A 25,946-nucleotide genomic window follows, 5' to 3' on the forward strand; every position below is an offset into this window, starting at 1 on the left:
ATCAGATATCCAGCAGCAGACGAGCTGGGTCTTCCAGCAGGTTCTTGATGGTCACCAGGAAAGTCACGGCTTCTTTACCATCGATCAGGCGGTGATCGTAAGACAGCGCCAGGTACATCATCGGACGGATCACGACTTGGCCGTTGATGGCCATCGGACGCTGGATGATGTTGTGCATGCCCAGGATCGCAGCTTGCGGCGGGTTGACGATCGGAGTCGACATCATCGAACCGAAGGTACCACCGTTGGTGATGGTGAAGGTGCCGCCGGTCATCTCGTCGATGGTCAGCTTGCCGTCACGGGCTTTCTTGCCGAAGCCGGCGATGCCGCCTTCGATTTCAGCCAGGCTCATCAGCTCGGCGTTACGCAGAACCGGAACCACCAGGCCGCGGTCGCTGGACACGGCAACGCCGACGTCTGCATAACCATGGTAAACGATGTCGCTGCCGTCGATGGAAGCGTTGACTGCCGGGAAGCGTTTCAGCGCTTCGGTGGCCGCTTTCACGAAGAACGACATGAAGCCCAGGCGCACGCCGTTGTGGCTCTTCTCGAACAGGTCCTTGTACTTCGAACGCAGGGCCATGACTTCGGTCATGTCGACTTCGTTGAAGGTGGTCAGCATCGCCATGTTCGACTGTGCTTCAACCAGACGCTTGGCCACGGTGGCACGCACGCGGGTCATGGGCACGCGCTTCTCGGTGCGGTCGCCAGCGGCGAACACAGGAGCAGCGGCAGCAGGTGCTGCAGCCTTGGCAGGTGCGGCAGCTGGAGCGTTTTTCTTGGCTTCAACGGCAGCAACCACGTCTTCCTTGGTCACACGGCCGTCTTTGCCGGTGCCTTTGATGGAAGCCAGGTTGATGCCGTTCTCTTCGGCCAGCTGACGAGCAGCCGGTGCGGCGATTGGATCTTCGCCACCCGCCGCCGGAGCGGCAGCTGGAGCAGAAGCAGCAACAGCCGGTGCAGCGGCAGCCGGAGCGGCAGCAGCGCTGCCCGCTTCGATCGAGCCCAGTACCTGGTTGGACAGGACGGTATCGCCTTCGTTGGCAATGATCGCGCCCAACACGCCGTCAGCTTCAGCCAACACTTCCAGAACGACTTTGTCGGTCTCGATGTCGACGATCAGTTCGTCACGCTTTACAGCCTCGCCTGGTTTCTTGTGCCAAGTGGCAATGGTGCCATCGGCAACCGATTCCGGGAATGTCGGGGCTTTGATTTCGATAGCCATTATCTGTGGGTCCTTAAAATTCGGTTTCAGTCAGCGCGAAGGCGTTAAACAGTGAAAGCATCTTGCAGGAGTTTTTCCTGCTGCTCGGCGTGCATCGATGCATAACCACAGGCAGGCGCGGCAGAAGCATCGCGACCGGCGTATTCCAGGCCCAGGGCCTTGTTGTGGTTACCAATGCTGCGACGCAGATGATGCTGGCTGCTGTACCAGGCGCCCTGGTTCATCGGTTCTTCCTGACACCACACTACATGAGTGAGGTTGGTGTAAGGCGCGATGATCTCCATGAGGTCATCTTCCGGGAACGGGTAAAGCTGCTCGATACGCACGATGGCGATGTCTTCGCGGCCTTCGGCACGGCGTTTTTCCAGCAAATCGTAGTAGACCTTGCCGCTGCACAGGATCAGGCGAGTGACCTTGGCCGCGTCCAGTGTATCGATTTCTGGAATAACGGTCTGGAACGAGCCTTCCGCCAGATCTTCCAGGGTCGAGATGGCCAATTTATGACGCAACAGCGATTTCGGCGTCAGCACTACCAGCGGCTTGCGCAGCGGGCGAATGACCTGGCGACGCAGCAAGTGGTAGATCTGGGCCGGGGTAGTCGGCACGCACACCTGGATGTTGTGCTCGGCGCACAGCTGCAGGTAACGCTCCAGACGGGCCGAGGAGTGCTCCGGACCCTGACCTTCATAACCGTGTGGCAGCAGCATGGTCAGACCGCACAGACGGCCCCACTTGTGCTCGCCGCTGGTGATGAACTGGTCGATAACCACCTGGGCACCGTTGGCGAAGTCGCCGAACTGGGCTTCCCAGATCACCAGCGCGTTAGGCGTGGTGGTCGAGTAACCGTATTCGAACGCCAGTACGGCTTCTTCGGACAGGAACGAATCGTACAGGTCGAAACGTGGCTGGCCTTCGTACAGGTGTTGCAGCGGGATGTAGGTGCCTGCGTCTTTCTGGTTGTGCAGAACCGCGTGACGGTGCGAGAACGTACCACGGCCGATGTCCTGGCCGGTCATGCGGATCGGGTGACCTTCGAACGCCAGGGTCGCATACGCCATGGTTTCGGCGTAACCCCAGTTGATCGGCAGGCCGCCGGCTTGCATCTTCTGACGGTCTTCGTAGATCTTCGCGACCTGGCGCTGTACGACAAAGCCGTCAGGAATTTCCAGCAGCTTGGCAGACAGTTCCTGCAGAGTCTTCAGATCGAACGACGTATCGTGACGCGCAGTCCAGGCGTGGCCCAGGTACGGACGCCAGTCGACGAACAGCTCTTTGTTCGGCTCTTTGACCAGGCTTTTTACAACATGCAGACCGTTGTCCAACGCGTTGCGGTATTCGTCGACTTTCGCCTGAACACGCGCTTCGTCAACCACACCGGCCTTGGTCAGGCTTTCGGCGTACAGCTCACGGGTGGTGCGCTGCTTGGTGATCTGCTGGTACATCAACGGCTGGGTGCCGCTTGGTTCGTCCGCTTCGTTGTGACCGCGACGGCGGTAGCAAACCAGGTCGATCACCACGTCACGCTTGAACTGCATGCGGTAGTCGACAGCCAGTTGGGTCACGAACAGCACGGCTTCCGGATCATCACCATTCACATGGAGGATCGGCGCCTGGATCATCTTGGCAACGTCGGTGGCGTACTCGGTGGAACGCGCGTCCAACGGGTTGCTGATGGTGAAGCCCACCTGGTTGTTGATGACGATGTGAACAGTACCGCCGGTCTTGAAGCCGCGGGTCTGCGACATCTGGAAGGTTTCCAGGACCACGCCTTGACCGGCGAATGCCGCGTCGCCGTGGATGGAAATCGGCAGAACCTTCTCACCGGTCGCGTCGTTACGACGATCCTGGCGAGCGCGCACCGAACCCTCGACCACTGGAGAAACGATTTCCAGGTGGGATGGGTTGAAGGCCATGGCCAGGTGAACTTCACCGCCGGTGGTCATCACGTTGGACGAGAAGCCCTGGTGGTATTTAACGTCACCGGAACCCAGCTCGACCTTTTTCTTGCCTTCGAACTCGTCGAACAAGTCGCGCGGGTTCTTGCCGAAGGTGTTGACCAGCACGTTGAGACGGCCACGGTGGGCCATGCCGATCACGATTTCCTTGGTGCCGTAGGAGCCGGAACGCTGGATCAGCTCGTCGAGCATCGGAATCAGGCTCTCGCCGCCTTCCAGGCCGAAACGCTTGGTGCCCGGGTATTTGGTGCCCAGGTATTTTTCGAGGCCTTCGGCTGCGGTCACGCGCTCAAGCAGGTGGCTGCGCACATCGGCAGACAACACCGGACGGCCACGCACGCCTTCCAGGCGATGCTGGAACCAGTGACGCTGTTCGGAGTCGGTGATGTGCGTGAACTCAGCGCCAATGGTGCGGCAATATGTCTGCTGCAACGCTTCGTGAATTTCGCGTAGGCTCGCTTCCTCTTTGCCGATGAACAGGTCTCCGGCACGGAAGGTCGTATCAAGATCGGCATTGGTCAAGCCGTAATGATTGATCGACAGGTCTGCAGGTGCAGGACGCTTCCAGAGCCCCAGCGGGTCGAGCTGGGCCGCCTGGTGGCCGCGCATACGGTAGGCCTGGATCAGTCGCAGTACTTCAACTTGCTTCTTCTCATGCTCACTGCTCACGCTTCCGGCGGAAACCGGTTGGGCGCGGCGCTGGTTCTTTGCCAGCAGCACGAACTGATCGCGAATTGTTGCGTGCGATACATCGGTGGCAGCGTTGCCGTCTGAAGACAACGTCTGAAATTTGGTGCGCCATTCTTCTGGCACAGCGTTAGGGTCGTGCAGGTAGAGCTCATAAAGCTCTTCCACATAGGCAGCGTTACCACCTGAAAGATAGCCGCTGTTCCACATGCGCTGCATCACGCTTTCTTGCATGCTTGGTCACCCTCGATTTGGGGACACCACCGGCGGCGACACCGAGTTTGCTTGCAAAAGGCCAAGTGCAGCGACCAAAACAAGCCACTTAGGATCACGCTGATAGTTCGGGTACCAACCCGAATGCCCCTGCTTGTCTCATTTCTTCAAAATAAGAGCCGCGGCTTTGTAAGTCGCTGCTCAAGTTAAGACTACGGCGCCGGTTGAAGCCTGCGCCGTAGCATTTACGGGCACAACGGTCCTGCTTTGCTACAACGTCAATTACACGCCGCTTTGCAGCAGCATGTTACGGATGTGACCAATGGCCTTAGTCGGGTTCAGGCCTTTAGGACATACGTTGACGCAGTTCATGATCCCGCGGCAGCGGAATACGCTGAACGGGTCATCCAGTGAAGCCAGACGCTCGGAGGTCTGGGTGTCACGGCTGTCTGCCAGGAAGCGATATGCTTGCAGCAGAGCAGCCGGGCCCAGGAATTTGTCCGGGTTCCACCAGAAGGACGGGCACGACGTCGAGCAGCAAGCGCACAGGATGCACTCGTACAGACCGTCGAGCTTCTCGCGCTCTTCCGGGGACTGCAGACGCTCGATGGCCGGAGCCGGCGTATCGTTCTGCAGGAATGGCTTAACCTTCTCGTATTGCTTGTAGAAGATGCTCATATCGACGACCAGGTCACGGATAACCGGCAAACCTGGCAGAGGACGAATGATCAGCTTGTTGCCTTTGACCACGGCGGACAGCGGCGTGATGCACGCCAGGCCGTTCTTGCCGTTGATGTTCATGCCGTCGGAGCCGCAAACACCTTCACGGCAAGAGCGACGATAGGAGAACCCTTCGTCCTGCTCTTTGATCAGGGCCAGCACATCCAGCACCATCAAGTCTTTACCACCGGTATTGACCTGGAATTCCTGCATGAACGGCGCAGCGTCCCGATCAGGGTTGTAGCGATACACACTGACTTTCAACATGGCAGCCACCCTTAGTAAGTCCGAATTTTCGGTTCAAACATCGGAACCGTCTTCGGCGAGAAGTTAACGGCACGCTTGGTGACGCGCTTTTCACCCGGGAAGTAGAGGGTGTGGCACAGCCAGTTTTCATCGTCACGGTCTTCGTAGTCTTCACGAGCGTGAGCACCGCGGGACTCTTTACGAACCTCGGCGGCAATCGCAGTCGCTTCAGCCACTTCCAACAGGTTTTGCAGCTCAAGGGCTTCGATACGAGCGGTGTTGAACGCCTGGCTCTTATCGTTGATCTTGACGTTGGCGATGCGCTTGCGCAGGTCAGCCAGCAGGGCAATACCCTTCTGCATGTATTCGCCGGTACGGAATACACCGAAGTAGTTCTGCATGCAGCTTTGCAGCTCGCGACGCAGGGTAGCCACGTCTTCGCCTTCGGTACGCTCGTTCAGAGCGGACAGACGCGCCAGGGCAGCTTCGATGTTGGCGTCGGTAGCGTCATCGTATTCGATGCCGTCGGTCAGCGCCTTTTCCAGGTGCAGGCCGGCAGCACGGCCGAAGACCACCAGGTCGAGCAGCGAGTTGCCGCCCAGACGGTTGGCGCCGTGTACCGATACGCAAGCCACTTCGCCCACCGCGAACAGACCATGGATGATCTCGTCCACGCCGTCGGCGTTCTGGGTGATTGCCTGGCCATGGATGTTGGTCGGCACGCCGCCCATCATGTAGTGGCAAGTCGGAACAACCGGAACCGGAGCAACCACCGGGTCAACGTGCGCAAAGGTCTTGGACAGTTCGCAGATACCTGGCAGGCGGCTGTGCAGCACTTCCTCGCCGAGGTGATCGAGCTTGAGCAGCACGTGGTCGCCGTTCGGGCCACAGCCGTTGCCGGCGATGATTTCCTTGACCATGGAACGGGCTACAACGTCACGACCGGCAAGGTCTTTCGCGTTCGGAGCATAACGCTCCATGAAACGCTCACCGTGCTTGTTGATCAGGTAGCCACCTTCACCACGGCAACCTTCGGTGACGAGTACACCGGCGCCGGCGATGCCGGTTGGGTGGAACTGCCACATTTCAATGTCTTGCACCGGCACGCCGGCACGCAGCGCCATGCCAACGCCGTCGCCGGTGTTGATCAGTGCGTTGGTGGTCGAGGCGTAGATACGACCTGCACCGCCAGTCGCCAGAACGGTAGCCTTGGCGCGGATGTAGGTGGTTTCACCGGTTTCGATGCAGATGGCGATCACGCCGACGAATGCGCCGTCCTGGTTTTTTACCAGGTCAACCGCGTAGTACTCGTTCAGGAACGTGGTGCCGGCTTTCAGGTTGCCCTGATACAGGGTGTGCAGCAGCGCGTGACCGGTACGGTCGGACGCGGCGCAAGTACGGGCAGCCTGGCCGCCTTTACCGTAATCCTTCGACTGACCGCCGAATGGACGCTGGTAGATACGACCTTGCTCGGTACGCGAGAACGGCAGACCCATGTGGTCCAGCTCGAACACGGCGGCCGGGCCTTCCTGACACATGTATTCGATAGCGTCCTGGTCACCGATATAGTCGGAACCCTTGACGGTATCGTACATGTGCCAGCGCCAGTCATCGTTCGGGTCGGCGGAGGCGATGGCGCAGGTGATGCCACCCTGGGCCGATACGGTGTGGGAACGCGTCGGGAACACCTTGGTGATCACGGCAGTCTTGTGACCACCCTGAGCCAGTTGCAGCGCTGCGCGCATGCCGGCGCCGCCGCCACCAATGATGATGGCGTCGAAGGAAATAGTTGGAATGTTAGCCATGGATCAGATACCCCAAAGAATCTGCACACCCCAGACGAAGTAAGCGAACATCGCGACGCCGCATACTGCCTGGAAGAGAAACCGTACTGCTGTCGCAGACTTGCCCAGCGCCATCGGCGTCAGGTAGTCGGTCGAAATGGTCCACATGCCGACCCAGGCGTGAGCGCCCAGGGCTACAAGGGCCAGCAGACTGAAGATTCGCATCGCATTGTGGGAAAACAGGCCATGCCATTGCTCATAGCCGATGCCCGGATTGGCGACGAGGTATCCGATCAGGAAAATGAAATAAGCCGCGAGAACGACCGCAGACACACGCTGTGCCATCCAGTCATAGAGGCCCGAACGCGACAGATTCGTTACGCTGGTTACCATATCCAAACTCCTGCCAGAACGATCAGCGCCACGGAAACGGCGATGACGATTTTCGAGCCCAGGCGGCCGCCTTCCAGCGTCTCACCGATGCCCATATCCATGATCAAGTGGCGCACGCCGGCTACCAAGTGATACAGCAGAGCGGACAAGAGGCCCCATGCTACGAACTTGGCCAGCGGACTGGTCAAGCATGCCTTCACCTCGGCATAACCTTCCTCGGAACCCAGGGATTTGCTCAATGCATAAAGCATGAAGCCCAGGCCCAGGAAGAGGATGATGCCGGAAACACGGTGCAGGAACGACGTAACGCCGGTGATGGGGAGTTTGATGGTCCTTAGGTCTAGGTTTACAGGTCGTTGGCTATTCACGGCTTTTTTTCACACTGAAGAGCCCCTAACAATCAGGGCAAAGTTGTTGGGGAGCGGACTGGTCAGGTAACACCACCCAGGGAGTGCGACCCCCAATGAAAGCAAGCCCAAAAGCCCTTGGCGGTCGGTGGCCGAGTATAGACAGTTAGGTTACTAATGACAACGCGCTGACCTCACCCTAATAGCGCATTGCGTTGGCAGGATAAAAGGCGTAAATGGCGGTAAATTTCGAGGAAAAAGTCCGGTTAAAGCCTTCTGGGGCAAGACTTTAGGCAAATTGACATCTGAATTTATCTCACTATAGTGGTGCGGGCCCTGCGTGGGGGGTCTGTCTGATGATTTGAAGCATAAATAGGAGGCCACATGGCTGACAAAAAAGCGCAGTTGATCATCGAGGGCGCAGCCCCCGTCGAGCTGCCCATTTTAACCGGCACCGTTGGTCCTGATGTTATCGACGTACGGGGCCTGACGGCCACGGGCCGTTTCACTTTCGACCCAGGTTTCATGTCGACCGCCTCATGCGAGTCGAAGATTACCTATATTGATGGCGATAATGGCATTTTGCTGCATCGGGGCTACCCGATCGAGCAACTGGCTGAGAAATCGGACTACCTGGAAACCTGCTATCTGCTACTAAATGGCGAGTTGCCAACCGCCGAGCAGAAAGCCCAGTTTGTCAGTACTGTAAAGAACCACACCATGGTTCACGAGCAGTTGAAGACGTTCTTCAACGGCTTCCGTCGCGACGCCCACCCGATGGCCGTCATGTGCGGCGTGGTCGGCGCCCTGTCGGCCTTCTATCACGACTCCCTCGACATCAATAACCCGCAGCATCGCGAAATCTCCGCGATCCGCCTGGTTGCCAAGATGCCGACCCTGGCCGCAATGGTTTACAAGTACTCCATGGGGCAACCCATGATGTACCCGCGCAACGACCTGACTTACGCGGAAAACTTCCTGCACATGATGTTCAACACCCCGTGCGAGATCAAACCGATCAGCCCGGTGCTCGCCAAGGCAATGGACCGGATCTTCATCCTCCATGCCGACCACGAGCAGAACGCCTCCACCTCTACCGTGCGTCTGGCCGGCTCTTCGGGTGCCAACCCGTTCGCCTGTATCGCCGCCGGTATCGCCGCGCTGTGGGGCCCTGCCCACGGCGGTGCGAACGAAGCCGTATTGACCATGCTCGATGAAATCGGCGATGTCTCGAACATCGACAAATACATCGCCAAGGCCAAGGACAAGAACGATCCGTTCAAGTTGATGGGCTTCGGTCACCGGGTCTACAAGAACCGCGACCCGCGCGCCACCGTCATGAAGAAGACCTGCGACGAAGTGTTGAGGGAACTGGGCATCAAGAACGATCCGCAACTCGAACTGGCCATGCGCCTGGAAGAGATCGCTCTGACCGACCCGTACTTCATCGAGCGCTCGCTGTACCCGAACGTCGACTTCTACTCGGGGATCATCCTCAAGGCGATCGGCATTCCAACCAGCATGTTCACCGTGATCTTCGCCCTGGCGCGGACCGTGGGCTGGATCTCCCACTGGAAAGAAATGCTCTCCAGCCCGTACAAGATTGGCCGCCCGCGCCAGCTGTACACCGGCTACGAGTCGCGTGACATTACCAAGTTGGAAGATCGCAAGTAAGCATCTGACCGACGCGCAATAAAAAAGCGGCCTCCTTCATGGAGGCCGTTTTTATTTGTGCAGGAACCAAGAAACTGTTTTGTCTGAAATTCAGCTATCGGGAGCAAGCCCCCTCCCACATCCGACTGCATTCCAAGGTAGGTACCCGGTCGAATGTGGGAGGGAGCTTGCTCCCGATGACAATAGCCCAACCAACACAAAGCCCCAGCCTATCGACCGGGACACTTCCTATTAAGCCCCCCAAACCTGACCGACTACCCACCTTGGAATGCAACCAACTGTGGGAGGGGGCTTGCCCCCGATAGCAATGGCCCAGCCACCACAAAACTCCAGCCAAAAAAAATGCCCCAGCCTATCGACCGGGGCATTTCCTATTAAGCCCCCCAAACCTGACCAACTACCCACCTTGGAATGCAATCAACTGTGGGAGGGGGCTTACCCCCGATAGCAATGGCCCAGACACCACAAAACTCCAGCCAAAAAAAATGCCCCAGCCTATCGACCGGGGCATTTCCTATTAAGCTACAACCTTAGTGAGAAACCGCCCCACTCGCCCCCAGGCCAGTCTGCGAACGCACAAACTGCGGGAAGTACAGTGCCCGTTCCTTGACTGCCGCCGCCGACTTGTCGGTGATGGAGAAGAACCAGATGCTGACGAACGCGATGAACATCGAGAACAGCGCAGGGTACTCATACGGGAAGATGGCTTTTTCGTGATGCAGGATCGACACCCAGATGGTCGGCCCCAGGACCATCAGGCCCACGGCACTGACCAACCCGAGCCAGCCGCCAATCATTGCGCCACGGGTGGTGAGGTTTTTCCAGTACATGGAAAGCAGCAACACCGGGAAGTTACAGCTGGCAGCGATAGAGAACGCCAGGCCGACCATGAACGCAATGTTCTGGCTTTCAAACAGGATACCCAGACCGATTGCCAGCACCGCCAAGGCGATAGTGGTGATCTTCGAGACGCGAATCTCCTCTTTGTCGTTGGCCTTGCCTTTCTTGATCACGCTGGCATACAGGTCATGGGACACCGCCGAAGCACCGGCCAGGGTCAAGCCCGCAACCACCGCGAGGATGGTGGCAAACGCCACAGCCGAGATGAAGCCCAGGAAGATACTGCCACCCACCGCGTTGGCCAGGTGAACCGCCGCCATGTTGTTACCACCGAGCAAGGCGCCTGCAGCATCCTTGAACGCCGGGTTGGTGCTGACCAGCAGGATCGCGCCGAAACCGATGATGAAGGTCAGGATGTAGAAGTAGCCGATGAAACCAGTGGCGTACAACACGCTCTTGCGCGCTTCCTTGGCGTCGCTCACGGTGAAGAAGCGCATCAGGATGTGCGGCAGGCCGGCGGTACCGAACATCAGTGCCAGAGCCAGGGAGAACGCGGAGACCGGATCTTTCACCAAACCGCCAGGGCTCATGATCGCTTCACCTTTAGGGTGAACCTTGATCGCCTCGGAAAACAGCGTGCTGAAGTCGAAGTTGACGTGCTTCATCACCATCACCGCCATGAACGTGGCGCCGGACAGCAGCAACACAGCCTTGATGATCTGCACCCAGGTGGTCGCCAGCATGCCGCCGAACAGCACGTACAGGCACATCAGGACACCCACCATGATCACCGCTACGTGGTAATCAAGGCCGAACAGCAGCTGGATCAACTTGCCCGCGCCTACCATCTGCGCGATCAGGTAGAACGCCACCACCACCAGCGAACCGCAAGCCGACAGGCTACGGATCTGGGTTTGCCCGAGGCGGTAGGACGCCACGTCGGCAAAGGTGTATTTGCCCAGGTTACGCAGGCGCTCGGCGATCAGGAACAGAATGATCGGCCAGCCCACCAGGAAGCCGATCGAGTAGATCAGGCCGTCGTAGCCGGAGGTGTATACCAGTGCGGAAATACCCAGGAAGGACGCGGCCGACATATAGTCGCCGGCAATCGCCAGGCCGTTCTGGAAACCGGTGATCTTGCCGCCGGCCGCATAGTAGTCGGCCGCCGAGTTGTTGCGCTTGGACGCCCAGTAGGTAATGCACAACGTCGCGCCGACAAAGACCACGAACATCAGGATCGCTGGAATATTCAGCGGTTGTTTTTGCACTTCACCGGTCAACGCCTCCCCCGCCCATATAGCAGGCGCGAAGACCGAAGCACCCAGTACAGCCAATAGACGACGGATCATTGCGCAGCCTCCTTGAGAATCGCATTGTTCAGATCGTCGAATTCGCCGTTGGCGCGTCGCACGTAGATCGCAGTGAGGACAAAGGCCGATAGAATCAGCCCGACACCGATAGGGATTCCCCAGGTGATGGACGAAGTGGAGCTGATCTTAGCCCCCAGCAATTGTGGCCCGTAGGCAATCAACAGGATGAATCCGGAGTAAAGCCCTAGCATGATCGCCGAGAGAATCCAGGCGAACCTTTCCCTTTTTCTAACCAGCTCCTTGAAGCGCGGGCTGTTTTGAATCGAGAGGTAAATGCTGTCGTTCATTGTTTTTATCCTCGCAGCACAGCTTTGTTATTATTGAAACAATAGCCACTGTATGCGGCTACGGGGCAGGTTCCAGACGACCTTAGTATTAGAGGGAGTGTAGCGAGGGTTTGCGAGGGCGCAGAAACATTTGCGGGCGGCGAAAATAATAATGTGGGAGGGGGCTTGCCCCCTCCCACAAGGGGTTACATCAAAGGGGGGTTACTTGGCGAGCCACTCGGCAACCCGCTCAGGGTGCTTGGCAACCCAGTCCTTGGCGGCTGCATCGGGCTTGGCGCCCTCCTGGATGGCGAGCATGACTTCACCGATTTCGTCCTTGGAAGCCCATTGGAATTTCTTCAGGAACGCCGCGACTTCCGGGGCTTTCTTCTCCAGGCCCTTGCTACCAATGCTGTTGACGGTTTCAGCAGCGCCATAGATCCCTTTTGGATCGTCCAGGAACCGCAGTTTCCACTTGGCGAACATCCAGTGCGGCACCCACCCGGTGACTGCAATGGATTCCTGCTTGTCTTCGGCACGGGTCAGTTCGGCGATCATCGCGGCACCGGAGCTGGCTTGCAGCTTGTAGTCCAGGCCATAGGCCTTGATCGCTTCGTCGGTCTTGAGCATCACGCCTGAACCGGCGTCGATACCGACGATCTTGTTCTTGAAGGTGGTGTCGGTCTTGAGGTCTTCGATGGACTTGGCCTTGACGTACTCCGGCACGATCAGGCCGATCTTCGCATCCTTGAAGTTGGGGCCGTAGTCGACCACCTTGTCCTTGTTCTTGGCCCAGTATTCACCGTGGGTCACGGGTAGCCAGGCAGAGAGCATGGCGTCGAGCTTGCCGGTAGCAACACCCTGCCACATGATCCCGGTGGCGACCGCTTGCAACTTGACGTCATAACCGAGCTTTGCCTTGATCACTTCTGCCGCCACATGAGTGGTGGCAACGCTGTCGGACCAACCGTCCACGTAGCCGATGCTCAGGGTTTTGCTGTCGGCGCTGGCCAGTGTGGAGCTCATCGCAACTACCAGAGTGGCAACTGCGCCCAAGAGTCGTCGCATCTTCATCGTACTTCCCCGAAAGTGCTGCGCCCGACGGATGTCGAGCGACGTCAACCTGTTGTTATGTGGTGCGCCACGCCCCCTTCACGCGCATCGATCCGGCGGCAACGACATCAGTGGAGTGCTGATACTTCGATCATCAACCTGCCGGGGCCTTTGTCCTGCTCTGTCAGCGACCTCAGGTAAGCAAGAAACGACATCACATCGCCAGCTAGCGTTGTTATGGGACGCTCACCTCATACCCCGCCCGAACTTTGCATGTCTAAATCATGCAGCCCCACTGGGACGCGACAAATCCGGGTAAGATGCGCGCCTTTGCTCCCCAGATAAGCCGACCATGCCCGCAACTGCCCGCTTCCCTGCCCTGCCCTATTTATTCGCCTTGATCCTCGGCCTGCTTGCGCTGGTCGGGTACTGGTATGGCCTCGGCCGGCCAGTGGTGCTGCCGGACGTGGCCAGCGCCAGCCACAAACTGCAATGCGCCTCCTACACACCGTTCGACAAGGACCAATCACCGTTCGACCAGCCGTTCAAGCTGCGCCCCGAGCGCATGGACGCCGACCTGGCCCTGCTGGCCACCCGCTTCGAATGCATCCGCACCTACTCCATGACCGGCCTGGAAGCCTTGCCGGACCTGGCGCGCAAGCATGGGCTGAAACTGATGATCGGCGCCTGGGTCAACGGCAACCCGGTCGACACCGAAAAAGAAGTCGACGCCTTGATCGCCTCGGCCAACGCCAACGCCGACGTGGTGACTTCGGTGATCGTCGGTAACGAAACCCTGCTGCGCAAGGAAGTCACGGCCGCACAGTTGGTGAAGCTGATCCATAAGGTCAAAAGCCAGATCAAGCAGCCGGTCACGTATGCCGACGTCTGGGAGTTCTGGCTGCAACACCCGGAAATTGCCCCGGCGGTGGATTTCCTGACCATCCACTTGCTGCCGTACTGGGAAGACGCCCCCTCGGGAATCGACCAGGCGCTCAAGCATGTCGGTGACGTGCGCCAGACCTTCGGCAATAAATTCGCGCCCAAGGACGTAATGATCGGCGAGACCGGCTGGCCCAGCGAAGGCCGCCAGCGTGAAACCGCGGTGCCGAGCCGGGTCAATGAGGCCAAGTTCATGCGCGGTTTCGTGGCCATGGCAGAAGCCAATGGCTGGCACTACAACCTGATCGAAGCCTTCGACCAGCCGTGGAAGCGTGCCAGTGAAGGCGCTGTCGGCGGCTACTGGGGCTTGTTCGATGCCGATCGCCAGGACAAAGGCATCCTCGCAGGCCCAGTGACCAACGTACCGTACTGGCCACTGTGGCTGGGAGTCGGTGGACTCATCCTGCTGGGCACCCTGGCGCTCGGCGGGCGGGTGCGCAGCGTGCGCGCCGCCTGGCTGCTGCCGCTGCTCGGGGCCGTCGCCGCCTGTTCCATCGGCACCTGGGCCGAACTGACCCGCGTAACCGCACGCTTCAATGATGAATGGGTGTGGGCGGGGCTGCTGGTCGCGTTGAACCTGCTGGTACTGGCACATGCGGCCCTGGCCTTGAGCAGCCGCAAGGGTTGGCGCGAGCGGGCGTTCAACTGGCTGGAGCCGCGCGCGGGCTGGCTGGTGGCAATCGCCGGGTTCGCTGGCGCGGTGATGATGCTGGCGCTGGTGTTTGACCCGCGCTACCGCAGCTTCCCAAGTGCGGCGCTGGTGCTGCCTGCCCTGGTCTATCTGATTCGCCCGGTGACCGGGCCACGTCGGGAAATTGCCCTACTGGCCTTTATCATCGGTGCCGGCATTGCGCCGCAGCTGTTCCGCGAAGGTCTGTTGAACCAGCAGGCATGGGGTTGGGCGCTGGTCAGTGGGTTGATGGTTGTGGCTTTGTGGCGGTGCTTGCGGATGCGCAAGGCTTAAGATGCCATCGGGGGCAAGCCCCTCCCACATTTGGAATGCGTTCCCATGTGGAAGGGGCGGTGCGACGATTCGATTTGCCCCCGATTGCCCCTATCAGGCCGCCCGTGGCTTGCGGACCAAGCGCAACCCGGCAATCACCACCGCAAACACCGCAAATGTGGTGTTGTACAACGCCAACGCCGGCAACCCGAACACCAGCCCCAGCACCGCCAACCCCCACCCCGCACGGCCCGGCACGAAAAACGCCAGCACCGACGCGATCAGCGCAGCCCAGCCCATCACCTGGAAGTGAATCATCAAGCCCAGGTTCGAACGCACCTGGCATTCCCAGCGGTTGGCTTCATCCGCGCAAATGCCGACCCACCGGCCATCCTCCATGAAGCCGTAACGCGCGGCATAACTGGCGGCCAGCCATAATGGCAAGGCAATGAGCAGTAGGGTCAGCGGCAAGCGGCGGGACATGGAGCACTCCGATAGGCAAAAACGGCGCTCAGCTTAATCCCCCGGTGGCCGTTAGCAAGATGTGTACGCAGATAAGTGTCCATCAATACGCGGCAAAGTGTATCTTCTGCCTACTATTACCCCGACTCCGACGTTTTTTATCCGACTTTTCGTGCCGATGGCTGGCACTTCGGTGGCAACGCGGTGGTCATAGCCTGCGAACTTCATTCAGCACGTTTCCTCTTAGGGATTAAGTCATGCTCCGTTCCTTGCGCTGCGCTGCCTTGCTGGGCAGCCTTTTTTTGAGTGCGTCAGCACTGGCCGTCGACATCGACCAGGCCAGCTATGGCTTCCCTTTGACCAACCCGTTCGAAGCGACCATCGCCACCACCCCGCCTGACCTTCGGCCCAGCTTGCCGAGCGACGACGAAATCAACCAGTCCGACTACACCCTGAACATGCGTCCCGAGCGCGAGTTCAGCCTGCCCGACAACTTCTGGGCAGTGAAGAAGCTCACCTACCGCATCGCCAAGCAAGACCGCGCCGCACCGCTGATCTTCCTGATCTCGGGCACCGGTGCGCGGTTTGACAGCAGCATCAACGAATACCTGAAAAAACTGTACTACCAGGCCGGCTACCACGTCGTGCAACTGTCATCGCCGACCAGCTTCGACTTCATGAGCGCCGCCTCGCGCTTCGCCACGCCGGGTATCACCCAGGAAGACGCCGAAGACATGTACCGCGTGATGCAAGCAGTGCGCGCGCAGAACGCCTCACTGCCGGTCACCGACTTTTACCTCAGCGGCTACAGCCTCGGTGCGCTGGATGCGGCTTTTGTCAGCAAGCTCGACGAAACCCGCCGCAGCTTCAACTTCAAGAAAGTGCTGCTGCTCAACCCGCCGGTCAACCTGTACACCTCGATCACCAACCTCGACAAGCTGGTGCAGACCGAGGTCAAGGGCATCAACAACACCACGACCTTTTATGAACTGGTGTTGAACAAGCTGACCCGCTACTTCCAGCAAAAGGGCTACATCGACCTTAACGACGCCCTGCTCTACGACTTCCAGAACTCCAAGCAGCACCTGACCAACGAACAGATGGCCATGCTGATCGGCACCACGTTCCGTTTTTCGGCGGCCGACATCGCGTTCACCTCGGACCTGATCAACCGCCGCGGCCTGATCATCCCGCCGAAGTACCCGATCACCGAAGGCACCAGCCTCACGCCGTTCCTCAAGCGCGCGCTGCAATGTGACTTCGATTGCTACCTCACCGAACAGGTCATCCCGATGTGGCGCGCCCGTTCCGATGGCGGCAGCCTGTTGCAATTGGTCGATCAGGTCAGCCTGTACGCCCTCAAGGACTACCTGCACACCAGCCCGAAAATCGCCGTCATGCATAACGCCGACGACGTGATCCTCGGCCCGGGCGACCTCGGCTTCCTGCGTCAAACCTTCGGCGATCGCTTGACTGTCTACCCGCTGGGCGGCCATTGCGGCAACCTCAATTACCGCGTCAACGCCGACGCCATGCTGGAGTTTTTCCGTGGCTAAATATCTTCTGCTGCTTGCCGCCCTGATGTGCGCAAGCGTGGCCAATGCCGACAACAGCAAGGCGCACGCGCCCACCGTCGTGGGTGCCGACGGCTTCAAGGAGCCGCTGAGCAAACTCAAGTTCAACCCGGGCCTGGACCAGCGCGAGTTCGAACGCTCGTCACTGACCGCCCTCAACGTGTACGACCCGCTGGAATCGTGGAACCGTCGCGTTTACCACTTCAACTACCGCTTCGACCAATGGGTGTTCCTGCCGGTGGTCGACGGTTACCGCTACGTCACGCCGAGCTTCCTGCGTACCGGCGTAAGCAATTTCTTCAACAACCTGGGCGATGTGCCCAACCTGTTGAACAGCCTGTTGCAACTCAAGGGTCACCGCTCCCTGGAAACCACCGGGCGCCTGCTGCTCAACACCACCATCGGCGTTGCCGGGCTGTGGGACCCGGCTACCGCCATGGGCCTGCCGCGCCAGAGCGAAGACTTCGGCCAGACTCTGGGTTTCTACGGCGTGCCTGGCGGCGCCTATCTGGTGCTGCCGATCCTGGGCCCATCGAACCTGCGCGATACCAGCGGCCTGGTGGTCGACTACAGCGCCGAATCGCAGATCAACTTCCTGAACGTCTCCGAAGTCAGCTCCAACCATCCGGAGATCTGGGCCCTGCGCGTGGTCGACAAGCGTTACCAGACCAGCTTCCGCTACGGTCAGTTGAACTCGCCGTTCGAGTACGAAAAGGTGCGCTACATCTATACGGAATCGCGCAAGTTGCAGATTGCCGAATAAGCGCAGCGCGCGGTAAAAAAGCCATTCGACGCGCTCGAATGGCTTTTTTTTGCCTGCTCGATACCAGCCGCCTACCCCAGCACCTGCGCCAGAAACGCTTGCGCGCGAGGTGTGCGTGGCGCAGTGAAAAACGCCTCCGGCGGCTGGTCTTCGATGATCCGCCCGCCATCGAGAAACAGCACACGCCCGGCGACTTGCCGGGCAAAGCCCATTTCGTGGGTGACGCAGAGCAAGGTCATGCCACTTTCGGCGAGCATGACCATCACGTCCAGCACCTCGCCGACAGCCTCCGGGTCCAGTGCCGACGTCGGCTCATCGAACAGCATGATTTTCGGGGTCATGCACAATGCCCTGGCTATCGCGACCCGCTGCTGTTGGCCGCCCGACAGTTGCGCCGGGTATTTTTTCCAGTGTTGATCGATCCCGACTTTTTTCAGCAGCGCCATCGCCTGGTCCTGCGCGCTGTCGCGGGGCATGCCGCGCACGGACATCGGCGCCAGCATGCAGTTTTGCAAGACGGTCAGGTGCGGAAACAGGTTGAAGCCCTGAAACACCATGCCGACCTCACGCAAGGCCGCGCGGCAGAGCGTCGGCGAAGCGCTCAAGTCGGCGCCCAGCACCTGGATTCGGCCCTGCTGCGCCGGTTCCAGACGATTGAGGCAACGGATCAACGTGGACTTGCCGGAGCCCGAGGTGCCGCACAGCACAATCCGCTCGCCCTGCACCACGCGCAGGTCGATACCGTGCAGCACCTGGTATGGGCCGTACCATTTACTCAGCCCTTCGACGTCGATCACCACCGGCGCAGGCGCGCAGATCGACCGCTCAAACTCCCCTGATGACCCCATGTATCCACCCTTCCCTATCATTCGTCAGTTGGCCGCATGTGGCGGGTGAGTCGACGATTGATCCGGTTCACCCCTCGCCGGACACACTCGACCACCAGCAGGTAGACCAGCGCCACCCACACATACACCTGGAAATCAAAAGTGCGTGAGAACGCCAGCTTGGCCACGCCCATCAAATCCAGCAAGGTCACCAGCGACACAATCGCGCTGGCCTTGATGATCAAAATCAGTTCATTGCCCAGTGGCCCCACCGTCACGATGAGCACCTGCGGCAAGGTCACCTTGAAAAACGTGGTGGTGCGGCTCAACCCCAACACCGTCGCGGCTTCATAGTGGGCACGGGGCACGGAGAGCAACCCGCCGCGAAAGATCTCGGCCTGATAGGCCGCCGTATTCAAGGTGAACGCCAGCACGGCGCAAAACCACGGGTCGCCGAACCAGCCCCACAGGCCAAGGTCGCGCCAGAAACCGTGGAAGGAACCCAAGCCGTAATAGATCAGGAACAACTGCGCCAACAGCGGCGAGCCCCTGAAAAAGTAGAGATAGGCCCTGCACCCGTACTGCAACAAACGCCAGCGTGAAGTCCTGCCCAACGCCAACAGCACGCCAAGCACCATCCCGGCGCTGCTGGATATCGCCACCAATTGCAGGGTCAGCAACAAGCCATCGAACAACTGCGCACCGTAGCGCTGAAGCAGTTCAAGCCCGAGCCACTCGGCAAAACGCTCGCCCCCCATCATGAGGCACGCTCCCGACCCTGGCCGTAGTGCTTTTCAAGCTGTGCGATGCAAAACCCCGACATCGACGACAGCAGCAGGTACAGGCCACACGCCGCCAGATAAAACAGCATCGGTTCCTTGGTGGCGTTCACCGCCAGGCTGGTCTGACGCATCAGGTCCACCAGGGAAATGGTCGACACCAACGCCGTGTCCTTGAGCAGGCTCAACCAGTTGTTCGAAAGCCCCGGCAAGGCGATCCTCATCACCTGCGGCAGCACCACCTTGAAAAACGTGTGCCTGCGGCTCAAGCCCAGTGCCTGGGCGCCTTCGTACTGGCCGCGCGCCACGGTCTTCAACGCCCCCAGCCACACCTCGCTGGAAAAGGCCGCCAGCACCAGGCTGAACGCGATCACCGCCGCCACGAACGCGTTGATGCCAAACTCGGCCGAACCGCCCCAATACGCCTGGAACTTCTGCAGCGCGATCTGGATGCCGTAATACACGATCAATAACGTCAGCAACTCCGGCAGGCCACGAAAACAGGTGGAGAACAGCGCAGCCATCGCCCTCACCGTGGTGTTTGCCGATCTGCTGCACAGCGCCACCAACAACCCCAATGGCAACCCCAGCGGCACACACGCCAATGCCAGCGCCATCGTGACCCCTGCGCCCGCCAGCAGCGCGCCGCCCCACCCACCGGCGCCCAACGACAACAACCCTAATGACTCGAACATGGAAGACGCCCCCGCGCTTAATCATCCTCAAGGCCATGGGCCAACTTGAGCTGTCGATACGTGCCGTCGGCGATCACGTCCGCGATGGCCTGGTTCAGCCTGGCGCGCAACGCCTCATCGGCCTTGCGCACGGCAATACCGGCGTCGCTTTGCGTACCGGGGATAGCCAGCACCCGGCAACACTGCGGGTCGGTGCTCTTCAACCACTCCTGCATTGGCGCGCTGTCGTTGACCACCGCATCCAGGCGGCCGTTGAGCAGGTCGCTGTTGGCCTCGTCCTGGCCGACGTACAACTTGACCCGCGCCCCATTGGCGCCATAGACATCCTGGTTGTAGATACCCTGGGTGGACGACGACTGAGCGCCGACCGTCTTGCCGGACAACGTGGCCGGCGCAGCGTCCTGAATGTCGCTGCCCCTGGGCACTGCCAGGACCATGCGCGTGCGGTTGTAGGGCTGGGTGAAGCTGACGGTCTTCTGGCGCTCTTCGGTGATGGCCATCGAGGCGATGATCGCGTCGTACTTTTTCGCGAGCAGGCCCGGGATGATGCCCTCCCAGTCCTGGGCAACAATCGTGCATTCGACGCCGAGCCTGGCGCACAGGGCGTTCGCCATATCGACGTCAAAACCACGTAGTTGGTTATTCGAGTCCACGTAGTTGAAAGGCGGATAAGCACCCTCCGTGGCGAAACGCAGCGGCTGCGCATGGGCCACCGACAACAGCCCGAGGGTGATCGTTACGGCATAGAGCGTCTGTTTGACCTGTTTCATGAAGGCACCTACCGAATTATTTTTATTCTGGGTAGTGCCTGAGGCCTGGTTAACCCGAAGGAACACGGGTGATTGACGCAGGCTCAGTCACTGACCCAGCGGACACTACGCCAACCTAAACAATTCGTCTATATTTTACAGATAGTCTATTTCCGAGTTTTTTGTAGGCCAAAACCTGGATGCACGATCGACCCCAAGAGTGTCGCGGGCACATTGTTGAGGCTCGCGGATGGCCGGTGCTACCATGCGCAACCGCCTGTCATGGCAAGGAACCCTCTGGTTTATGAGCAGCATTCGCGAGCGCAACAAAGAAAAGATCCTGCGGGCGGCGAGCGAGGAGTTTGCCGACAAGGGCTTCGCCGCGACCAAAACCAGCGACATCGCCGCCAAGGCCGGGCTGCCCAAGCCCAACGTCTACTACTACTTCAAGTCCAAGGACAACCTCTACCGCGAAGTGCTCGAGAGCATCATCGAGCCGATCCTGGCAGCCTCCACGCCGTTCAACCCGGAGGGTGAGCCTGCGGTGGTACTGAGCAACTACATCCGCTCAAAAATCCGCATCTCCCGCGACCTGCCCTTCGCCTCCAAGGTGTTCGCCAGCGAAATCATGCACGGCGCCCCGCACCTGAGCGCCGAACAGGTCGAGCAACTCAACGCCCAGGCCAAGCACAATATCCAGTGCATCCAGCACTGGGTGGACCGCGGATTGATTGCGCCGATCGATCCCAATCACTTGATGTTCAGCATCTGGGCCGCAACCCAGACGTATGCGGATTTCGATTGGCAGATTTCGGCGGTGACCGGCAAGGCCAAATTGGATGAGGCGGATTACGAGGCGGCGGCGCAGACGATTATTCGGTTGGTGCTCAAGGGCTGTGCGCCGGACTGAGACACCGAGGCGCCTGTGGCAATCGGGAGCAAGCTCCCTCCCACCTTTAACTGTGTTCACACATTTCTATTTGTGAATACCGTCAAATGTGGGAGGGAGCTTGCTCCCGATAAGGCCCTGACAGTCATCCAAAAATCAGGCTGACACCCCCGCATCCGCCCACAAACCCAGCGCTTCAATCGCCGTGATCGCACACTGCTCATCAATATCCGACGTGTCCCCGCTGATCCCGATCGCCCCCAGCACCAGCCCTTCCTGATCCCGAATCAACACCCCGCCCGGCGCCGGCACCACGCTGCCCTGCCCCAAGCTGTTCAATGCGGCGATAAACGCCGGGCGTTGCTGCGCATCCAGCGCGAGCAAGCGTGAGCCTTTGCCCAGGGCAATCGCGCCCCAGGCCTTGCCGATGGCGATCTGCGGGCGCAGCAGGCTGGCGCCGTCGTCCCGTTGCAGGGTGATCAGGTGACCGCCGCCGTCCAGCACCGCAATGGTCAGCGGTGCCGAGGCAATGGCGCGGCCTGCGGCGAGGGCCTGGCCGGCCAGGTTGACTGCGACTTTCAAGGTTAAAGCGCTCATGGGTGCCGTCCTTATCTTGTTATGGGAAAGCCGTGGGCTCTGTTGGAACAGATACCGGATGCGACAAATAGAACACAATAGAGTTATCTTTTGTATACAATATTTTCGCACAAACCTACCGAATGTCGAAAAAATGCCCTGCAAAGACCTTCCGACGAACGCAAAGGCTACTGAATAAAATGCATTGACCTGTGGCGCTTGCCGTGAATACACTTCGACCAAACACCACTTGTATACAATTACAAAACGCAAGAGGCACCAAAACAATGAGCAAAATGAGAGCAATCGAAGCCGCCGTTCTGGTGATGCGTCGTGAAGGGGTAGACACCGCCTTCGGTATCCCAGGCGCCGCGATCAACCCGCTGTATTCGGCCTTGCAGAAGGTCGGTGGCATCGATCACGTCCTTGCTCGCCATGTTGAAGGCGCCTCGCACATGGCCGAGGGCTACACCCGCACCAAGGCCGGCAATATCGGCGTGTGCATCGGCACATCGGGCCCGGCGGGCACCGACATGGTCACCGGCCTGTACAGCGCCTCGGCCGACTCGATTCCGATCCTGTGCATCACCGGCCAGGCCCCCCGGGCGCGGATGCACAAGGAAGATTTCCAGGCCGTGGACATCACCAGCATCGTCAAGCCGGTGACCAAGTGGGCGACCACGGTCCTCGAACCCGGCCAGGTGCCGTATGCGTTCCAGAAGGCCTTTTATGAAATGCGCTCCGGCCGCCCTGGCCCGGTGCTGATCGACCTGCCGTTCGACGTACAGATGGCCGAGATCGAATTCGACATCGACGCCTACCAGCCGCTGCCCCTGGCCAAACCGCTGGCCACGCGCATCCAGGTGGAAAAAGCCCTGGCCCTGCTCGACCAGGCCGAACGCCCGCTGCTGGTGAGCGGTGGCGGCGTGATCAATGCCGATGCCAGCGACCTGCTGGTGGAGTTCGCCGAGTTGACCGGCATCCCGGTGATCCCGACCTTGATGGGCTGGGGCACCATCCCCGACGATCACCCGCAGATGGTAGGCATGGTCGGCCTGCAAACGTCGCACCGTTATGGCAACGCGACGCTGCTGAAAGCCGACGTGGTGCTCGGCATCGGCAACCGCTGGGCCAACCGCCACACCGGTTCGGTGGAGGTGTACACCGAGGGGCGCACGTTCATTCACGTCGACATTGAACCGACGCAAATCGGTCGCGTATTCACCCCGGACCTCGGCATCGTTTCCGACGCCGGGGCCGCACTGACGATGTTCATCGAAGTCGCCCGCGAGTGGAAAGCCGCAGGCAAACTCAAGGACCGCAGCGCCTGGCTGCATGACTGCCAGCAGCGCAAGGCCACCTTGCAGCGCAAGACCCACTTCGACAACGTGCCGGTCAAGCCGCAACGGGTGTACGAAGAGATGAACCAGGTGTTCGGCAAGGACACCTGCTACGTCAGCACCATCGGCCTGTCGCAGATTGCCGGCGCGCAATTCCTGCATGTCTACAAGCCGCGTCACTGGATCAACTGCGGCCAGGCCGGCCCGTTGGGCTGGACCATCCCGGCGGCGCTCGGTGTGGTCAAGGCCGACCCGAGCCGCAAGGTGGTGGCGCTGTCCGGCGACTATGACTTCCAGTTCATGATCGAAGAACTGGCCGTGGGCGCGCAGTTCAAGCTGCCGTATATCCACGTAGTGGTGAACAACTCCTACCTGGGGCTGATCCGCCAGGCCCAGCGCGGGTTCGAAATGGACTACTGCGTGCAGTTGTCTTTCGACAACCTCAACGCCCCGGAACTCAACGGCTATGGTGTCGACCACGTCGCGGTCGCCGAAGGCCTGGGGTGCAAGGCGCTGCGCGTGTTCGAGCCCGGCCAGATCCAGCCGGCACTGCGCCGTGCCCAGGAAATGCTCGAAGAATTCAAGGTTCCGGTGATCGTTGAGATTATTCTGGAGCGCGTGACCAATATTTCCATGGGCACCGAGATCAACGCCGTCAACGAATTCGAAGATCTGGCCCTGGTCGGCAACGATGCGCCGACCGCCATTTCCCTGCTCGATTAAGGAGAACCTTATGCCGCGCTTTGCCGCCAACCTGTCCATGCTGTTCACCGAACAGGCGTTTCTCGCTCGCTTCAAAGCGGCCGCCGATGCGGGCTTTGCAGGCGTCGAATACCTGTTCCCCTACGAATTCAGCTCTGCCGAAATCAAGGCGCAGTTGGATGCCAATGGCTTGACCCAGGTGCTGTTCAACCTGCCGGCCGGCGATTGGGCCAAGGGCGAACGGGGCCTGGCGTGCCACCCGGATCGGGTCGAGGAGTTCCGCGCCGGGGTCGACCTGGCCATCGCTTACGCCCAGGTGCTGGGCAACACCCAGGTCAACTGCCTGGCGGGCATCCGGCCGCAGGGCGTGGACGATGCCATCGTAGAAAAGACCTTTGTCGCCAACCTCAAATACGCCGCCGACACCCTGCAAGCGGCGGGTATCAAGCTGGTGATGGAAGCGATCAACACCCACGACATCCCTGGGTTCTACCTGAACAACACCGCGCAGGCCCTGGCGATTCGCGAACAGGTGGGCAGCGCCAATCTGTTCCTGCAATACGACATCTACCACATGCAAATCATGGAAGGCGATCTGGCCCGCACCCTGGCCGCGCATCTGGGTGAGATCAACCACATCCAACTGGCGGATAACCCGGGTCGCAACGAGCCCGGGACCGGGGAGATCAACTATCGGTTCCTGTTCGAGCATTTGGACCGTATCGGTTATCAGGGTTGGGTCGGCTGTGAATACAAGCCGTTGACCACCACCGAAGCGGGTTTGGGTTGGCTCAAGACCCATAACGCCCTCTGACAGGCACAACACGCAACCAACCTGTGGGAGGAGACTTGCCCCCTCCCACATTTGGACCCCATGTGTTTGGCAGACCGCGCTCTATCGAATAAAAAGAGGATTTCTTCATGGCTAAAATCGGATTCATCGGCACCGGCATCATGGGCCAACCCATGGCCGCCAACCTGCAAAAAGCCGGTCACCAACTGTTCCTGTCCGAGCATCACGGCAAGGCGCCAGCCGAGTTGATCGCCGCCGGCGCCATCGCGCTGGCCACCCCGCAGCACGTCGCCCAGGAAGCCGAATTCATCATCGTCATGGTGCCCGACACCCCGCAGGTCGATGACGTGCTGTTCCGCGCCGATGGCGTGGCCGCCGGCCTGTCGCCGAACAAGGTGGTGATCGACATGAGCTCGATCTCCCCCACCGCCACCAAGGCCTTTGCCGCCAGGATCAACCAGACCGGCGCGCAGTACCTCGATGCGCCGGTGTCCGGCGGTGAAGTCGGGGCCAAGGCTGGCACCTTGAGCATCATGGTCGGCGGTGAGCCGCAGACCTTCGAGCGTGCCTTGCCGCTGTTCCAGAGCATGGGCAAGAACATCACTCTGGTCGGCGGCAACGGCGACGGCCAGACAGCCAAAGTGGCGAATCAGATTATCGTCGCGCTGAACATCCAGGCGGTGGCCGAAGCGCTGCTGTTCGCCGCGAAAAACGGCGCCGACCCGGCCAAGGTGCGTGAAGCGCTGATGGGCGGCTTCGCCTCGTCGAAGATCCTTGAAGTACACGGCGAACGCATGATCAAGGGCACCTTCGATCCGGGCTTTCGCATCAACCTGCACCAGAAGGACCTCAACCTGGCGCTGGCCGGGGCCAAGGAGCTGGGGATCAACCTGCCGAACACCGCTGGCACCCAACAGGTGTTCAGCACCTGCACCGCAATCGGGGGCGGCAACTGGGACCACTCGGCGTTGATCAAGGGCTTGGAGCATATGGCGAACTTCTCGATTCGCGACAAATAACCCACACCGCTGCCCTTTTGAAATGCCGTCAAATGTGGGAGGGAGCAAGCCCCCTCCCACAGGTTGATCGCATTTCAATAGCCGCAATTGCTGCATCTCTAATAACAAAAAAATCCCCGG

The 25,946-nt window shown here is 59.8% G+C and carries 23 protein-coding genes; 8 read left to right on the forward strand and 15 right to left on the reverse strand.

Features of this window, described 5'->3' with window-relative positions:
• Window position 1: 1 nt before the first annotated feature.
• From odhB to sdhC, 6 genes are all read right to left on the reverse strand, one after another.
• Window positions 2–1,225: a 2-oxoglutarate dehydrogenase complex dihydrolipoyllysine-residue succinyltransferase gene (gene odhB / locus TU80_RS01495; RefSeq protein WP_017846768.1), complete on the reverse strand. Its 1,224-nt coding sequence runs from the start codon at window positions 1,223–1,225 to the stop codon at window positions 2–4.
• A 44-nt stretch (window positions 1,226–1,269) separates the two neighbouring features.
• Window positions 1,270–4,101 carry a 2-oxoglutarate dehydrogenase E1 component gene (locus TU80_RS01500; protein WP_046384197.1) on the reverse strand — a complete coding sequence of 944 codons (2,832 nt, stop codon included), beginning with the start codon at window positions 4,099–4,101 and terminating at the stop codon, window positions 1,270–1,272.
• A 261-nt stretch (window positions 4,102–4,362) separates the two neighbouring features.
• On the reverse strand, window positions 4,363–5,067 hold the full coding sequence (locus TU80_RS01505; protein ID WP_017846766.1) for a succinate dehydrogenase iron-sulfur subunit: 705 nt from the start codon (window positions 5,065–5,067) through the stop codon (window positions 4,363–4,365).
• A gap of 11 nt (window positions 5,068–5,078) precedes the next feature.
• On the reverse strand, window positions 5,079–6,851 hold the full coding sequence (gene sdhA, locus TU80_RS01510) for a succinate dehydrogenase flavoprotein subunit (RefSeq protein ID WP_017846765.1): 1,773 nt from the start codon (window positions 6,849–6,851) through the stop codon (window positions 5,079–5,081).
• A gap of 3 nt (window positions 6,852–6,854) precedes the next feature.
• On the reverse strand, window positions 6,855–7,223 hold the full coding sequence (sdhD, locus tag TU80_RS01515) for a succinate dehydrogenase, hydrophobic membrane anchor protein (protein WP_017846764.1): 369 nt from the start codon (window positions 7,221–7,223) through the stop codon (window positions 6,855–6,857).
• Window positions 7,217–7,591 (reverse strand): succinate dehydrogenase, cytochrome b556 subunit, encoded by a 375-nt coding sequence (sdhC, locus tag TU80_RS01520; protein ID WP_017846763.1) that lies wholly within the window; start codon window positions 7,589–7,591, stop codon window positions 7,217–7,219. The genes sdhD and sdhC overlap by 7 nt, the downstream gene beginning before the upstream one ends.
• Window positions 7,592–7,954: 363 nt before the next feature.
• On the opposite strand from sdhC, the gene gltA reads away from it, so the two are divergent.
• Window positions 7,955–9,244: a citrate synthase gene (gene gltA, locus TU80_RS01525; protein ID WP_017846762.1), complete on the forward strand. Its 1,290-nt coding sequence runs from the start codon at window positions 7,955–7,957 to the stop codon at window positions 9,242–9,244.
• 530 nt (window positions 9,245–9,774) lie between these two features.
• On the opposite strand, the gene TU80_RS01530 is transcribed toward gltA, so the two are convergent.
• The 3 genes from TU80_RS01530 to TU80_RS01540 form a co-directional block, all read right to left on the reverse strand.
• Entirely contained in the window at window positions 9,775–11,433 is a 1,659-nt protein-coding gene (locus tag TU80_RS01530) for a cation acetate symporter (protein WP_017846761.1), read from the reverse strand.
• On the reverse strand, window positions 11,430–11,741 hold the full coding sequence (locus TU80_RS01535; protein WP_017846760.1) for a DUF485 domain-containing protein: 312 nt from the start codon (window positions 11,739–11,741) through the stop codon (window positions 11,430–11,432). Before TU80_RS01535 ends, TU80_RS01530 begins: the two co-directional genes overlap by 4 nt.
• A gap of 201 nt (window positions 11,742–11,942) precedes the next feature.
• On the reverse strand, window positions 11,943–12,794 hold the full coding sequence (locus tag TU80_RS01540; RefSeq protein WP_057003706.1) for a glycine betaine ABC transporter substrate-binding protein: 852 nt from the start codon (window positions 12,792–12,794) through the stop codon (window positions 11,943–11,945).
• A gap of 331 nt (window positions 12,795–13,125) precedes the next feature.
• Here TU80_RS01540 and TU80_RS01545 point away from each other — a divergent pair, with 331 nt between their 5' ends.
• On the forward strand, window positions 13,126–14,679 hold the full coding sequence (locus TU80_RS01545) for a glycoside hydrolase family 17 protein (protein WP_057003707.1): 1,554 nt from the start codon (window positions 13,126–13,128) through the stop codon (window positions 14,677–14,679).
• Between the two features lie 93 nt (window positions 14,680–14,772).
• On the opposite strand, the gene TU80_RS01550 is transcribed toward TU80_RS01545, so the two are convergent.
• Window positions 14,773–15,141, reverse strand: a complete 369-nt coding sequence (locus tag TU80_RS01550; protein ID WP_046384199.1) for a hypothetical protein — start codon at window positions 15,139–15,141, stop codon at window positions 14,773–14,775.
• Window positions 15,142–15,377: 236 nt separating this feature from the next.
• Here TU80_RS01550 and TU80_RS01555 point away from each other — a divergent pair, with 236 nt between their 5' ends.
• Both TU80_RS01555 and TU80_RS01560 read left to right on the forward strand, forming a co-directional pair.
• Window positions 15,378–16,676, forward strand: a complete 1,299-nt coding sequence (locus TU80_RS01555; RefSeq protein ID WP_046384200.1) for a serine/threonine protein kinase — start codon at window positions 15,378–15,380, stop codon at window positions 16,674–16,676.
• Window positions 16,669–17,457 carry an MlaA family lipoprotein gene (locus TU80_RS01560; protein WP_046384201.1) on the forward strand — a complete coding sequence of 263 codons (789 nt, stop codon included), beginning with the start codon at window positions 16,669–16,671 and terminating at the stop codon, window positions 17,455–17,457. Before TU80_RS01555 ends, TU80_RS01560 begins: the two co-directional genes overlap by 8 nt.
• Window positions 17,458–17,528: 71 nt before the next feature.
• Here TU80_RS01560 and TU80_RS01565 read toward each other — a convergent pair whose 3' ends face one another.
• The 4 genes from TU80_RS01565 to TU80_RS01580 are packed head-to-tail and all read right to left on the reverse strand — an operon-like array spanning window position 17,529 to window position 20,528.
• Window positions 17,529–18,305, reverse strand: a complete 777-nt coding sequence (locus tag TU80_RS01565; RefSeq protein ID WP_046384202.1) for an amino acid ABC transporter ATP-binding protein — start codon at window positions 18,303–18,305, stop codon at window positions 17,529–17,531.
• 17 nt (window positions 18,306–18,322) lie between these two features.
• The gene (locus TU80_RS01570; protein WP_046384203.1) at window positions 18,323–19,045 is read right to left on the reverse strand and encodes an ABC transporter permease; all 723 of its coding nucleotides are present in this window, start codon (window positions 19,043–19,045) and stop codon (window positions 18,323–18,325) included.
• Window positions 19,042–19,758: an ABC transporter permease gene (locus tag TU80_RS01575; protein WP_057003708.1), complete on the reverse strand. Its 717-nt coding sequence runs from the start codon at window positions 19,756–19,758 to the stop codon at window positions 19,042–19,044. The genes TU80_RS01570 and TU80_RS01575 overlap by 4 nt, the downstream gene beginning before the upstream one ends.
• A gap of 17 nt (window positions 19,759–19,775) precedes the next feature.
• Entirely contained in the window at window positions 19,776–20,528 is a 753-nt protein-coding gene (locus TU80_RS01580) for a transporter substrate-binding domain-containing protein (RefSeq protein WP_057003709.1), read from the reverse strand.
• 283 nt (window positions 20,529–20,811) lie between these two features.
• Here TU80_RS01580 and TU80_RS01585 point away from each other — a divergent pair, with 283 nt between their 5' ends.
• Window positions 20,812–21,417: a TetR/AcrR family transcriptional regulator gene (locus TU80_RS01585; protein WP_046384206.1), complete on the forward strand. Its 606-nt coding sequence runs from the start codon at window positions 20,812–20,814 to the stop codon at window positions 21,415–21,417.
• Between the two features lie 135 nt (window positions 21,418–21,552).
• Here TU80_RS01585 and TU80_RS01590 read toward each other — a convergent pair whose 3' ends face one another.
• Window positions 21,553–21,993, reverse strand: coding sequence for a GlcG/HbpS family heme-binding protein (locus TU80_RS01590; RefSeq protein WP_057003710.1), 441 nt, complete (start codon window positions 21,991–21,993; stop codon window positions 21,553–21,555).
• A 266-nt stretch (window positions 21,994–22,259) separates the two neighbouring features.
• Here TU80_RS01590 and gcl point away from each other — a divergent pair, with 266 nt between their 5' ends.
• The 3 genes from gcl to TU80_RS01605 all read left to right on the forward strand — a co-directional run bounded on the left by gcl (window position 22,260) and on the right by TU80_RS01605 (window position 25,826).
• Window positions 22,260–24,035: a glyoxylate carboligase gene (gene gcl, locus TU80_RS01595; RefSeq protein ID WP_017849458.1), complete on the forward strand. Its 1,776-nt coding sequence runs from the start codon at window positions 22,260–22,262 to the stop codon at window positions 24,033–24,035.
• A 10-nt stretch (window positions 24,036–24,045) separates the two neighbouring features.
• Window positions 24,046–24,828 (forward strand): hydroxypyruvate isomerase, encoded by a 783-nt coding sequence (hyi, locus tag TU80_RS01600; RefSeq protein ID WP_057003711.1) that lies wholly within the window; start codon window positions 24,046–24,048, stop codon window positions 24,826–24,828.
• Between the two features lie 107 nt (window positions 24,829–24,935).
• On the forward strand, window positions 24,936–25,826 hold the full coding sequence (locus tag TU80_RS01605; protein WP_046486391.1) for a 2-hydroxy-3-oxopropionate reductase: 891 nt from the start codon (window positions 24,936–24,938) through the stop codon (window positions 25,824–25,826).
• Window positions 25,827–25,946 lie beyond the last annotated feature (120 nt).

Source organism: Pseudomonas veronii, assembly GCF_001439695.1.
In the GTDB taxonomy this organism is placed as follows: Bacteria; Pseudomonadota; Gammaproteobacteria; order Pseudomonadales; family Pseudomonadaceae; genus Aquipseudomonas; species Aquipseudomonas veronii.